This window comes from Planococcus chinensis, from assembly GCF_020071995.1.
In the GTDB taxonomy this organism is placed as follows: domain Bacteria; phylum Bacillota; class Bacilli; order Bacillales_A; family Planococcaceae; genus Planococcus; species Planococcus chinensis_A.
In genome coordinates, this window is sequence record NZ_JABWTK010000001.1 from 551,277 (window position 1) to 565,014 (window position 13,738).

General features: G+C 48.0%; 12 protein-coding genes and 1 other annotated feature. Of the genes, 11 read left to right on the forward strand and 1 reads right to left on the reverse strand.

Annotated features, from left to right (window positions below; all coding sequences use genetic code 11):
- Positions 1-6 precede the first annotated feature (6 nt).
- The 9 genes from HU147_RS02735 (at position 7) to HU147_RS02770 (ending at position 8,299) form a co-directional block, all read left to right on the forward strand.
- Positions 7-561 (forward strand): Fe-S-containing hydro-lyase, encoded by a 555-nt coding sequence (locus HU147_RS02735; RefSeq protein ID WP_224074778.1) that lies wholly within the window; start codon positions 7-9, stop codon positions 559-561.
- A 36-nt stretch (positions 562-597) separates the two neighbouring features.
- On the forward strand, positions 598-1,485 hold the full coding sequence (locus HU147_RS02740; RefSeq protein ID WP_224074779.1) for an NAD(P)-dependent oxidoreductase: 888 nt from the start codon (positions 598-600) through the stop codon (positions 1,483-1,485).
- 89 nt (positions 1,486-1,574) lie between these two features.
- On the forward strand, positions 1,575-2,240 hold the full coding sequence (locus HU147_RS02745) for a GntR family transcriptional regulator (RefSeq protein ID WP_224074780.1): 666 nt from the start codon (positions 1,575-1,577) through the stop codon (positions 2,238-2,240).
- Positions 2,241-2,274: 34 nt separating this feature from the next.
- Complete coding sequence (locus HU147_RS02750) at positions 2,275-3,339, forward strand: tartrate dehydrogenase (protein ID WP_224074781.1); 1,065 nt, start codon at positions 2,275-2,277, stop codon at positions 3,337-3,339.
- A gap of 188 nt (positions 3,340-3,527) precedes the next feature.
- On the forward strand, positions 3,528-3,662 hold the full coding sequence (locus HU147_RS19385) for a hypothetical protein (protein ID WP_263427599.1): 135 nt from the start codon (positions 3,528-3,530) through the stop codon (positions 3,660-3,662).
- A gap of 28 nt (positions 3,663-3,690) precedes the next feature.
- Positions 3,691-4,383, forward strand: coding sequence for a class I SAM-dependent methyltransferase (locus HU147_RS02755; RefSeq protein ID WP_224074782.1), 693 nt, complete (start codon positions 3,691-3,693; stop codon positions 4,381-4,383).
- A gap of 63 nt (positions 4,384-4,446) precedes the next feature.
- Positions 4,447-5,868, forward strand: coding sequence for an SLC13 family permease (locus HU147_RS02760; protein ID WP_224074783.1), 1,422 nt, complete (start codon positions 4,447-4,449; stop codon positions 5,866-5,868).
- A gap of 32 nt (positions 5,869-5,900) precedes the next feature.
- On the forward strand, positions 5,901-7,085 hold the full coding sequence (locus tag HU147_RS02765) for a CaiB/BaiF CoA transferase family protein (protein WP_224074784.1): 1,185 nt from the start codon (positions 5,901-5,903) through the stop codon (positions 7,083-7,085).
- 38 nt (positions 7,086-7,123) lie between these two features.
- Positions 7,124-8,299: an acyl-CoA dehydrogenase family protein gene (locus HU147_RS02770; protein ID WP_224074785.1), complete on the forward strand. Its 1,176-nt coding sequence runs from the start codon at positions 7,124-7,126 to the stop codon at positions 8,297-8,299.
- Between the two features lie 527 nt (positions 8,300-8,826).
- On the opposite strand, the gene HU147_RS02775 is transcribed toward HU147_RS02770, so the two are convergent.
- Positions 8,827-10,257 carry a M20 family metallopeptidase gene (locus HU147_RS02775; RefSeq protein WP_224074871.1) on the reverse strand — a complete coding sequence of 477 codons (1,431 nt, stop codon included), beginning with the start codon at positions 10,255-10,257 and terminating at the stop codon, positions 8,827-8,829.
- Positions 10,258-10,494: 237 nt separating this feature from the next.
- Positions 10,495-10,723, forward strand: a binding site (T-box leader).
- Positions 10,724-10,790: 67 nt separating this feature from the next.
- Between HU147_RS02775 and HU147_RS02780 the strand changes: the two genes are divergently transcribed.
- Entirely contained in the window at positions 10,791-11,954 is a 1,164-nt protein-coding gene (locus tag HU147_RS02780) for a pyridoxal-phosphate-dependent aminotransferase family protein (protein WP_224074786.1), read from the forward strand.
- A complete protein-coding gene (serA, locus tag HU147_RS02785; protein WP_224074787.1) occupies positions 11,951-13,537 on the forward strand; it encodes a phosphoglycerate dehydrogenase in 1,587 nt (528 codons plus the stop codon). The genes HU147_RS02780 and serA overlap by 4 nt, the downstream gene beginning before the upstream one ends.
- Positions 13,538-13,738 lie beyond the last annotated feature (201 nt).

Here is a 13,738-nt window from a genome sequence, read left to right on the forward strand (position 1 = left end):
CGAATTGTGCAAAAGAAAATCACGCTTCCATTAACGGATGCGGATCTTGATTCATTGAAAGCAGGAGACCGCGTGCTATTATCCGGCACCGTGTATACCGCAAGAGACGCTGCGCATAAACGGATGGTGGACCAGGAAAAAGAAGGCATCCCATTTCCGATTGATGTAGCGGGGCAAGTGATTTACTACACGGGCCCAACGCCGGCTAAACCGGGAGAAGTCATTGGTTCGGCAGGGCCGACGACAAGCGGAAGAATGGATTTATACACGCCGCGGCTTTTGGAGAAAGGCTTAAAGGGCATGATTGGAAAAGGCTATCGGAACGAAGAAGTGAAGGCGGCGATTAAAAAGCACCGGGCGGTTTACTTTGGAGCAGTGGGAGGCGCCGCAGCTTTAATCGCGCGCTCGATAAAAGCTGTGGAAGTGATTGCCTACGAAGATCTGGGAACCGAAGCAATCCGTAAACTGACGATTGAGAACTTCCCGGTGTTTGTCATCAATGACGTGCATGGCGGTGATATTTACGAAGAAGGCATTGCCCAGTTCAGGCAAGACCATTAGCCTGAACGGACCATTACAAAAGGAGGCGGAGAATGGATGAAAGCGGGAATCATAGGGCTCGGCAATATGGGTGGCCGAATGGTCAAAAGATTGCTGGAACAAGGGGTGGAAGTCGGCGTTTTCGATTTGAATAAAGAGTTTGTCCGTTCTTTTGTGGAGTTGGGGGCTGAAGAAGCCGAAAGCCCTGCGGAGCTGGCTGAAAAGTTCCCATACATCATTACCGTTTTGCCGAATGTTTTTATTGTCAAAGAAACGCTGACAGGAGAAAACGGCTTGATTAAAGGCATGAAACCGGACAGCCTGTTAATCGAAATGACGACGTCCATCCCTTCCGTTACGAAGGAATTGAACGAAATAATGAAAACGGAAGGCTTCCGGATGATTGATGCTCCTGTAAGCGGGGGTGTGAAAAAAGCGGAGGACGGAAGCTTGTCGATTATGGTGGGAGGCGAAGCGGATGATTTTGAAGAAGCAAAGCCGCTCCTTTCATTGCTTGGACAGAATATTTTCCATGTTGGAGAATCAGGGGCTGGCCATACGATCAAGGCATTGAATAATATGATTTCTGCGACTACTTTAGCAGCCACGGGTGAGGCCATGGCGCTTGGGGTGAAGCTGGGGCTCGATCCGAACAAGATGTTGGATGTCATCAATTCCAGTACGGGAAGAAGCTTTTCAAGTGACTTTAAATTTCCGAACCAAGTGCTGACAAGAAACTTCGAAGTCGGGTTCACACTGGATTTGATGGTCAAAGACTTGAAGATTGCCATGAGCATGGCAGAGGAAGAAAAAGTGCCGATGTTCATCTCCAGTGCTTCTTTCCAGCTCTGGAAGCATGCTTGGTCACAAGGAGGGGGAAGCGAGGACCATACAGCTATTGTTAAATACATTGAAGAAATGTTTGGCGTCGAAATAAAGGGATGAGCACCTCATCCGTACCGGATTTTTCGAAAGAATGCTAAAATTACTTCATCTTTCTTTATCTTGAGAGAAAAGTATTTAAGGGGTGCAGCATGGAGAATATCAGATTGACCGAACAAGACAGAGCCACTTTACAATTCAAAGTTACAACTAAATTAAGAGAATTGATTTTGAAGGGCGAATTTAAAATGGGCGAACGCCTGATGCAGGAAGAATGGGCACAGAAGCTAGGGGTAAGCCGAATGCCGCTCCGCGAAGCTCTGCGCCAGCTGGAAGTGGAAGGCCTGGTGCGCATTGAGCCAAGAAGAGGCGCGGTCGTAACGCCGGTTTCTACAGAAGACATTGAAGAGATTTATCAATTGCGGGCGCTCCTCGAAGGAGAAGCTGTCGTAAAATCCCTTCCGTTTTTAGACGAAGAAGACATTCAGGAGCTCGAGGCGATTTATGGGAAGATGCTTCAGTTAAAGGCGGATGAGACTGATATGGAGTCTTATATGAGATTAAACGCGGAGTTCCACCAAATCATCCGGGAAGGCTGTCCGTGGAGAAGAATCCAAGGGTTTATCGAAACGCTATGGAAAGGCATTCCGCCTTATACGCCAAGTTTACTGGCCAATCATTTGCCGGAATCCCACAAAGAGCATGGCCTGATGCTGCAATATATTAAAGAAAAAAATGCAGAAAAACTGAAAGAAGTAACCATCAACCATATTCTTCGCACAAAAGAAAACTTGATTCAAATGATTGGGAACAAATAGCTGCTGACAGCGGAAAACGAAGGGAGATCAGTTCATGAAGACATTGGAACTAGCCGTCATTCCAGGTGACGGAATCGGAAAAGAAGTTGTGCCGGAAGCACTTCGTGTATTGGATGCAATTGCAGATATTCACGGAGGATTAAAGTTCAACTATACGCATTACCCGTGGAGTTCTGAATACTATATCGAACATGGAACGATGATGCCTGAAAATGGGCTTGAACTGATCAAAGGAAGCGACGCCATCTTTCTTGGGGCTGTCGGAGATCCAAATCTAGTGCCGGACTATATTTCATTGGGTGAATTGTTGTTGAGAATCCGCCGTGAATTTGAACAGGTTATCAATGTCCGTCCGGCCAAGCAGCTAAGAGGGATGGTATCTCCGTTATCAAATCCTAAAAACTTCGATATTCTAATCGTGCGGGAAAATAGCGAAGGCGAGTACAGCAGCATCGGGGGCAGGGTCCACAATGGAATAGATGAAATTGTGGTTCAAAACGCCGTCTTTACGAAAAAAGGCGTGTCCCGAGTGATGGAATATGGTTTTGAAATTGCAGGAAAAAGAAACGGGCATCTGACAAGTGCGACCAAATCGAACGGCATCGCACATTCCATGCCGTTTTGGGATGAAATATTCAAAGAAATGTCTGCAAGCTATCCGGATATCAAAACCAGAAGCGAACATATCGACGCGCTTTCCGCCTTTTTTGTCACCCGTCCGGAAACACTGGACGTCGTTGTGGCGAGCAACTTGTTTGGCGATATTCTAAGTGATTTGGGTGCAGCCATAATGGGCAGCATCGGCATTGCGCCAGCAGCAAACATCAACCTTAACGGGAAATACCCATCGATGTTTGAACCGGTCCATGGCTCTGCCCCGGATATTTACGGAAAAGGCATCGCCAACCCAATCGGCCAAATCTGGACAGCGAAAATGATGCTTGACCATTTAGGTGAACCAGAAATGGGCGAAATTCTTTTAGAAGCAATTGAACGTACATTGGAATCCGGAGTGAAAACGGGTGACATTGGCGGCAGCTCTTCAACGCAAGAAGTGACAGATGCCATTATTGCGGCGTTGAAAGAACAAACAGGCTGATGAATAGCAGGGAATCGGGCAAAAGATCTTCAGTATAAAAAGCTGATTTTTGCTTTAGATTCCTTTTTTACACGTTTACAATTGTCGGAATTTTTAGTAGTATTTAAATTAATAAAATATTGTATCCAATATCCCAATCATTATATTCGAATGGATTCTGCCTTTAAAGGGCAGGCGCAGGCGACAGCTTGCGAAAGGAAGAAAGCGGTTTCAATCCATTTGACGGTTTTGCTGGCAACTATGTCAGAACGCCGAATATGCCGGAAATCGATTTAGAGGCGAAATCGAATTTATACGAACTGTTGTCGAATATCGGCAACTAGAATTTAAAAAAGGCAAGGAGTTGAGGCAATGGCTGAAAAGATGGAATTTGATACGGAACTTGCGCGGGAGTATGACAAAGGGGTGAGGCGGACGCTGCCGACTTATGACCCGATGCTCCGGCTTGCGAAGACGTTTCTGCGTTTCAATTTGGATTCGGATGCCTCTTTGTTAATTGTCGGAGGAGGAGGCGGAGGAGAGCTGACAGCGTTTGGGCCGGCTAATCCAGGCTGGCATTTCACAGTCGTGGATCCGTCAAAAGCGATGCTGGAAGTGGCGCATATGAAAGCGAAAGAACTGGAAATGCAGGAACGCGTAGAATTTATTCATGGAACGGTCGCGGATGTGCCTGCTGAATCAGGTTACGACGGCGCCACATGCATCCTCGTGCTCCATTTTCTTGCTGAAGTGGAAGACAAATTGGCACTTTTGAAGAAAGTGCGGTCCCATTTAAAGCCGGGTTCTCCGTTTGTGCTGGTTTCGAAAGTTGGCGATCCGACCCTTCCCGAATTTAAGGAATTGGTAGCATTATGGAAAAATTACTGGCTGGATAATACACGGATGACCGAAGAAAAAGTGGAAGAGCTGATGAAAGGAACGTTAACGGAGTCGGTAATTCCGGAAGAAAGATTAAGAGAACTTATGGAAGAAGCCGGTTTTCACCGGATTGCCAACTTCTTCAAAACCAATCATTTTGGCGGCTGGATTTGCTACGCCAAGTAAAAGTAGGGTGGATTCCTCCAAATTATGCGGTAAATAAGGGGCTGGAGCAGGGGGCCGGGAAGCATGAAACAATTCACCAGTAAAGATATAAAAGTATACGGTTCTTTTGCATTTGCTGTTCTTGCCTTTATCGCCGTTTACTATGGGTTGCCGGATGCCTTTAGTTATTCAGGAAAGATCATGACAGCGATTATTGTGGCCGGAGTGATTCTTTGGGCGTTAGAACCGATATCCTTGGGGCTGACGGCTTTAATGATTTTATTGGCGATGCTGTTGTTTGATGTCGCCGATTCAGCGGTTATTTTCAGCGGATTTGCTTCGCCGGCCACTTATTTGATTGTCGGGGGAATGATGCTTGCGACTGCGGTCGATGAAACTTCTCTCATTAAAAGAATGAGTTATATCATCCTGAAAAGGTGGGGAAGCCATTCGAAAGGACTGTTGGGCAGTATTATTATGATTCAGCAGCTGCAGGCATTCTTTATTCCTTCCACGGCGGTAAGATCTGCTCTGATTTTGCCGGTTTCCACCATGATCATCGAAACGACTGGAGCCAAAGCAGGCAGCAATCTGAGGAAAATGATCATGCTTGGTGTGGCTTTCGGCGGCATTATCAGCGGCACCTCCGTGATGACTGCGGCGATTGGGAATATCCTGACCGTCGAACTGCTGAACCGATTTGCCGGAATCAAGATTACGTATTTTCAATGGTTTTACTATACCTTTCCCCTATGGGCAATTTTAATCCCGGCTATTTGGCTGCTGCTGCTTAAAATTTTCCCTTTGCCGAAAGAGCAGCAGTACTTTCCCAAGATCAAAGAAGAAATGCAGGAGAAACTTACGGAACTCGGACCCGTCAACCGGCGGGAAGTCCGCTGCTTTGCCATTTTGCTGTTCATCGTCGCTTTGTGGCTGGCTGAACCGCTGCATGGCATGCATCCCAGCATCCCGGCATTGATCGGAGTTGTCTTGATGACATTGCCGAAAATCGGTGTAGCCGAGTGGGAGCCGGTGGTGAAAATAAATTACAATACGATTCTGCTGATCAGCGTTACCTTGTCGATGGGCTATACCTTTGTTGACTCGGGTGCGGCAGACACGATCAGCGAATACTTAAGCGTCGGCTGGTTTATGGCACTGATTCAAAATCCGTTGCCTGCGGTCATTATCGTGACAATCCTGGCGCAGATCTTCCATAAATTGATTTCAAATGTGGCGACCGCCGTGGTGGTGCTTGTGCCCATCATTATCAGCGTTGCCCAAAATGCCGGCATCGACCCGACGGTTACCGGCTTTGCGACCGGCCTGAGTTGCTTGTTCGGTTTTGTATTGATTGTAGAATCGATGCCAAATCTGCTTGCACACAGTACCGGCATGATTACCCAAAAAGATTTTTTGAAACCCGGCTTATACGCCACCATCATTTCAATAGCTGCCACTGTCCTGGTCGCTTCTACTTGGTGGAGCTGGATCGGATTGGTTTAAATATAAACTAAAATTTAGAAGGAGGGACTGTTATGTTGCCATTAGAGGGAATTACGGTGGTGTCATTGGAACAGGCAGTTGCAGCGCCTTTTGCCACACGCCAGCTTGCAGATTTAGGAGCCCGCGTCATTAAAGTGGAAAGGCCGGGACCGGGGGATTTTGCCCGTGGCTATGACCAAACGGTGAAGGGGATGTCGAGCCATTTTGTCTGGGCGAACCGCTCAAAAGAATCGATTGCTTTGGACTTAAAGCACGAAGAAGCGAAAAAAGTCTTGGAGGAGCTGCTGTCAAAAGCGGATGTGTTCATCCATAACTTGGCACCGGGTGCTGTGGACCGGCTCGGCTTCAGTGCAGCGGAACTAAAGGAAAAATATCCGCAGCTGATCATTTGTTCCATTTCCGGCTATGGCACTTTTGGCCCTTACACCAATAAAAAAGCATACGACCTGCTGATTCAATGCGAGGCAGGATTGGTATCGGTTACTGGCACTGAAGATACGCCGTCAAAAGCAGGAATTTCCATCGCGGATATTGCAGCGGGAATGTATACGTATACAGGCGTTTTAACGGCTTTGATTGCCCGGTCGAAAACCGGCAAAGGCGCAGTCATCGAAGTGTCGATGCTTGAAGCGCTTGCGGAATGGATGGGCTTTCCGCTGTATTATTCCGCTTATGGAGAACAAGAACCGAAACGGACCGGCGCGAGCCATGCCACCATTTATCCGTACGGTCCGTTCAAAGCCGGAGATGAGAAGTTCGTCTTTATGGGCATCCAGAACGAACGGGAATGGGTGCGTTTCTGCGAGGAAGTTTTGAAGAAACCGGAAGTTGCAGTAGACAGCCGGTTCGATAACAATTCCAAGCGGGTGGTAAACAAAGAAGCATTAAAAGAAATCATCGAAGACGTCTTTCAGCAAAGCGCATCCCTTCAAATTATTGATCTTCTCGAAGAAGCGAAAATTGCCAATGCCCGCTTGAACACATTGAAGGAACTGGTCGACCATCCTCAATTACAAGCGCGCAATCGCTGGAGTGAAGTAGATTCACCGGTGGGACCGCTAAAAGCCTTGATTCCGCCTGTTACGTCTGATGAAATCAGTTCAGTGATGAAGCCGATCCCGGAAGTGGGGCAGCATACAGAAGCTATCTTAAAAGAGTTTGGGTTTGATCCGGAGAAAATGCAGGCATCTACATCGACGGATGCTGCTGAAAAATAAAACAAGATTGAATCGAAATTGAAAGGACGGAGAAGCTTGTGGCTAAATTGAATGTGCAGGAAAGAGAACAGTTGAGAGAAGAAATCCGCCAATTATGTGCGGATTATCCAAATGAGTATTGGAGACAGCTTGACATTGAACGTGAGTATCCATATGAATTTGTGGGTGCGTTAACGAAAAGCGGCTACTTGTCGGCATTGATTCCTGAAGAGTATGGCGGGAAAGGCTACGGCATGACAGAAGCCACCATCATTCTCGAGGAGATCAACCGTTCAGGCGGCCATGCCGCCGGATGCCATGCCCAGATGTATACGATGGGCGCTTTGCTGAAGCACGGCAGCGAAGAGCAAAAGCGCAAGTATTTGCCTGATATCGCAAGTGGGAGCCTCCGTTTCCAGGCTTTTTCCGTGACGGAAGAGTCGGCGGGATCCAATACAACAGCAATTGAGACATTTGCAGAGAAAACGGATGACGGCTACATTGTCAACGGGCATAAAAACTGGACAAGCCGTGTTTTGCAGTCGGATTTGTTAATGCTGCTTGCCAGAACGACTCCGGCGGACCAAGTGGGCGCAAAGAAAACGGAGGGACTCAGCTTGTTCCTGGTCGATTTGCGCGAAATCCGCGAAAAGCAGCCGGAAACATTCGTAGTGGAGCCGGTGCGCACGATGTTCAACTATGCCACCAACCAAGTTTTTTATAAGAATATGAAAATCCCTTCGGAATGCTTGATTGGAGAAGAAGGGAAAGGGTTCCGCTACGTACTTGACGGCATGAATGCTGAACGTACCTTGCTCGCAGCAGAAGCAATTGGAGATGGCTATTTCTTCATCGATAAGGCGACCAGCTATGCCAACGAACGCGAAGTGTTTGACCGGAAAATCGGCACGAACCAGGGAATCCAGTTTCCGATTGCCCGCGCTTATGCAGCCATCAAAGCAGCTGATTTGATGCGCTATGAAGCGGCACGGAAATACGATGAAGGGGAAAAATACGGAGAACAGGCCAACCTGGCGAAGTATTTGTCGAGTGAAGCGAGCTGGCAGGCGGCCAATGTCTGCCTGGACACGCACGGTGGCTACGGCTTTGTAGACCAGTACGATGTGGAGCGGAAATTCAGGGAAACCCGCATGTACCAAGTGGCGCCGGTCAGCAATAATATGATCCTGGCTTTCCTTGGACAGAACGTGCTGGGCATGCCGAGATCTTACTAAAACTAAAAGCGAATAAGAAAGGATGCCGAGTGGTTTCGGCATCCTTTTTCAGCTTATCGAGAAAGATATAATCTATTAACTGATATTCCGCAACCCAGCTGCGAAGTTATTGGTCGAAGCTAGCGAGACCAATGGCTTTGCGACGAGCTTGCGCAGGAGCATATGTTTTAGCCGCGGGCGAGCGCCAAGCCTCCTCAGCCGCTGTGCGGCTTGCGGGGTCTCGGCTGTCTCGCTTTCCCGCAGGCAAGACAATGGCAGAAGCTTGCGAAGCCATGTCTTTGCGACGAGCTTGCGCAGGAGCAGTACGGTTTTCTCCGCTGGTTTGCTCCATATCGATAGTGAACTGTGAATAAAAAGCATGTATACTCATCTACTCTTTCTAATAAGAACAATTCTTTATTAAAAGAGTGAACCGAATGAAGCGGAAAGCGTTCACTTGGAGCGAAATAAATAAAGACTTCTTTTGTTTCTAAACAGCTTCAAAAAGGATGCCGAGTGGTTTCGGCATCCTTTTTAAGTAGCTTTATTTACTTCACTGCAGAAGGTTTGACGTCTTTTGGAATTGGGCAGAAATAAGGTTCTTTTGCCCGTTTCTTTTCGTGTTCAGCTTTTACCGCCTGGAGAGCGTTTTCGTTCTCGTATAGGTGGATGGCTGCAGCTGCCATGGACTGTGCGGCCAACAACATGCCGCTGTGGGCGAATGAGCTGAGGCCTTGAGTCACCATTTGCCAAGTATGCAGCGGCGTACCGATAGCGCTTGTGGCAGTCGTTAACTGTGCAGTCGGCACAACCCAACTGACATCGGAAACATCAGTAGATCCGGGCATGACTTTGTCGGCAGCGACATAGTCTGAAATGATATCGGAAAGGAATTTCCCTTCAAATTCACTGCCGTCGCCGAAATAGCCGAAGCTTTCCATGCCGGAGACAAAATTTTTCTTTTCACCTTCGGACAAGCTGTTCCAGATGCCTTTGGCGAATGTGATTTCTTCATCAGTCGGCTGGATCGGGCCGGCTTCCTGCAGCTTTTGGTAGAGGATTTCTTCTAAAGTACGATTGGGTTCATAGTTCGAGCAAGCTTTATCAAAGACAATCGTCATTTCGGTTTCGGTCATCAGCGCAGCACCTTCCGCAATTTTGCAGACGCGTTTGTAAATTTCATCAACCTGCGCAACTTTCGGTGCCCGGATCAAATACAGAACTTCCGCTTCGGATTGGACCACATTCGGCGAAATACCGCCGCTATTCGTAATGGCGTAATGGATGCGTGCTTCCTGAACAACATGCTCGCGCAGATAATTGACTCCGACATTCATCAATTCCACAGCATCCAGTGCACTTCTGCCGAGATGCGGAGAGTTGGCGGCATGAGAGGCAATGCCTTTGAAGCGGAAATAGACCTGGTAATTGGCAAGGCTTGATAAGCTCATGATGGTATTCGAATAGGAGGGATGCCACGTCAATGCCGCATCGAGCCCTTCGAAAACGCCTTCCCGGACCATGAAGGTTTTGCCGGAACCGCCTTCTTCTGCCGGACAGCCATAAAATTTCAACGTGCCCTTGATGCCGTTTTCCTGAAAATAGGCTTTGACTGCATAGGCAGCAGCGAGTGCGCCCGTACCGAGCAGGTTATGCCCGCAGCCGTGGCCAACTCCGCCCGGAACCAAAGCTTCCTGTTCGGTGCTGTTGGCTTTTTGGCTAAGTCCGGACAAAGCATCAAATTCTCCTAAAAATCCGATGACCGGCTTGCCTTCTCCAAATGTGGCGATAAAAGCTGTCTCAATTCCGCCAACTCCGCGTTCCACGTGGAACCCCTCTTTTTCAAGTTCATCTGCTAAAAAGCGGGCAGATTCAAATTCCTGGTAACGGGTTTCCGGATGCTCCCATATATAGGCGCTGATTGCTTCAAAGCGCTCTCTATTCGCTGATAAGTAATCTTCTACAGAAAAAGTTTTAATCACATTGCAGCCTCCTTTAAAATTCTTATATCCAGTATATCAAAAAAACCGCAAAAATTTTAAATCATTGATTTTTTCTGAATGATTGCGTCAGAGGCGAAAAATATTTCAAAAATTTTTAAGGCGCATGGTTACTGGCATCGTGAAAGATGAAAACGGTTGCAAAGTAGTTTGAATATTTATTCTATATTGACAACTTTTTCGGATTTGATATGATGGATTCAACTCAAATATCAAAAAACTATTTCGATGGAGATAGGCGGAGTACATAGGAATCTTTAGAGAGCTGATGGGTGGTGAGAATCAGCGGTTCCGGTCCTTTGCAGCACTCCTGAATAGATGGACTGAAATTCAGTAGGTTCATCCGGCTCGTGCCCGTTACGCATGTGAACCAATGAGGCTGCATCAATTCCTGAAGCAGTGAACTAGGGTGGTACCGCGAATCGAAAGACTCTTCGCCCCTTGCATTTTTATGTGAGGGGCGTGGAGTCTTTTTTTTATTGCTGCTTCTAAACACGAAAGGGGAAACCAATATGCTGACTGACCAACAAATTTTACGAATTCCAGGACCTACACCCATTCCGCCAAGCGTCAACCGTGCGATGAGCCAACCGATGATTGGCCATAGAGGGCAAAGCACTTCCGATATGATCCAGGATATCCGCCCGAAATTAAAGCGTGTTTTCGGTACACAGCAGGAAGTCATGATTTTAACTGCCAGTGGAACGGCTGGTCTTGAAACGGCGGTCGTTAACACTGTAGCACCGGGTGAAGAAGTATTAGTAGTGGTAACAGGTGCTTTTGGTGAGCGTTTTGCGAAAATCTGCAAAGCTTATGAAATTAAAACCCATGTGTTGGATGTGGACTGGGGGCAAGCGGCAGATCCGGAAGCAGTGAAAGCATTCCTAAAAGAACATCCGGAAGTGAAAGCGGTGTTCGCTACGTTCTGCGAAACCTCAACCGGCGTGCTGAACCCGGTGCAGGAACTTGCAGCAGCTGTAAAAGAAGAATCGGATGCCTTGTTTATTGTCGATGGAGTTTCTTGTGTCGGAGGAACCGAGACAAAAATGGATGAATGGGGAATCGATATCGTAGTGACCGGTTCGCAAAAAGCATTTATGCTTCCTGCCGGGCTCGCATTTGTAGCGGCGAGCGAACGCGCATGGGCGAAAATCGAAGCAAATCCGCAGCCGCGGTTTTATCTCGATTTGAAAAAGCATCGGGATAATATCCTGAAAGACACCACGCCATTTACGCCGGCATTATCGATTCTTTTCGGTTTGCAGCAAGTCTTGCAGCTGATGGAGGAAGAAGGGCTGGAGCAGGTATATGCACGGCACCGGTTGATGATGAAGATGACACGGGCTACATTCCAAGCTTTGGATATTCCGCTGCTCACTACAGATGCCGCCGCTTCTCCAACGGTCACAGCAGTTAAGCCTGCAGACTTCGATGCAGAAGCGTTCCGGAAAATCATGAAACAGGAATTCGGTTTTGAAGTGGCAGGCGGCCAGCAGCATTTGGCGAAAACCATATTCCGCGTCGGCCATATGGGCTATTGTTCACCAGCTGATATGCTGCAGGCGATTGCAATCATGGAAATCGGCGTCATGAAAGCCGGCAAAGAAATCGAACTTGGAAAAGGCGTAAGAGCTGCACAGCAAATCTACTTAAATGAAGGGAAGTTGGCACAATGACATACAATATCCTAATCAGCGATCCATTAAGCGAAGATGGCATTTATCCGTTGCGCCAAGCGGACGGCTTTAATATTGTGATGGAAACCAATTTGACGCCCGAGCAGCTGGGAGAACGGATCAAGGATTTTGATGCTTTGCTTGTTCGTAGCCAGACGCAGGTGACGCGCGACATCATCGAAAAAGCACAGCATTTGAAAATCATCGGCCGTGCCGGCGTCGGGGTGGACAATATCGATTTGGAAGCAGCGACAGAACACGGCATCATTGTCGTCAACGCGCCGGATGGCAATACGAATTCGGCTGCCGAACATACGATTGCGATGCTGATGTCGATGGCACGCAAAATCCCGCAAGCTTTCTATGCCTTGCGCAATCAGAACTGGGACCGCAAGTCGTATGTCGGGGTAGAACTGAAGAATAAGACGCTCGGCGTCATCGGACTCGGCCGGATCGGTACGGAAGTAGCGGCTCGGGCAAAAGGCCAGCGCATGAACGTTATCGCTTACGATCCTTTCCTGACAGCTGAAAAAGCGGCGAAGATGGGCGTTGATTTCGGTTCGGTGGAAGACGTCATCAAAGCGGCGGATTTTATCACTGTCCATACACCGCTTTTGAAGGAAACCCGCCATTTGATCAATGCAGAGGCATTCAAGCTGATGAAAGACGGCGTCCAGATCATCAACTGCGCGAGAGGCGGCATTATTGACGAAAACGCCCTGTATGATGCCATCAAAGCCGGAAAAGTGGCCGGCGCAGCATTAGATGTTTTTGAACAAGAACCGATGGTTGATTTCCGTTTGCTTGACTTGCCGGAAGTGGTGGCAACGCCGCACTTGGGCGCCAGTACGATTGAAGCGCAGGAAAGTGTCGCAGTCGATGTCAGCAATGACGTTATCAGCTATTTCACGACAGGCACTGTCCGCAACTCAGTCAACTTGCCGTCTGTACCGAAAGAAGTTATGGCAAAAATCGAACCGTATTTTGATCTTGCGGAACGCCTTGGGCGATTCCTGACCGACCTGAGCGATGGCACGGCGGAAGAAGTGAATATCCAGTATTCAGGGGATTTGGCGAATGTAGAAGTCGGGCCCTTGACGCGCAACGCATTGAAAGGCTTGCTGAAACGCCATCTCGGAGAAAACGTCAATGACGTGAATGCATTGTATTTGGCCAATCAAAAAGGCATCACGGTCAATGAAAGCAAGTCGACTACGGCAAAAGGCTTCACGAACTTAATTACGATGGAAGTGAAAAATGCCAACGGTACGCGGACAGCGGCTGGCACCTTGTTGAACGGACAAGGCGCACGCATTGTTAAAGTAGACAATTATTTAGTGGACATCGTCCCTCAAGGACATTTGGTCTTCATCCGCCATAATGACCGTCCGGGTGTAATTGGACGAGTCGGAACTTTGCTTGGCGAAGAAGGCGTCAATATTGCAACGATGCAGGTATTCCGCTCAAATGCCGGCGGAGACGCCATCATGATGCTGTCAATCGACAAAGTAGCCGAAGACAGTGGCTTGGCGCAATTGGAAAGCTTGGCTGAAATTGAACATGTCACAGCGATTAATATGTAAGTGAACTTGAAAGAGACCCTCATTGAGGGTCTCTTTTTCAATTTGGTGTGAAAGGTAAATAAACAGACAATCGGAAAAGCCGGATCCTTCGTTACAGCCGGACGCGTTCCGCGGGCTCGCGCCGAACTAACTCGGAACTTGCGTCCCGAGTGGATTTCGGCACTTCGCTGTCCCGCAGGAGTCGCCGGCTTTCACTTCGGA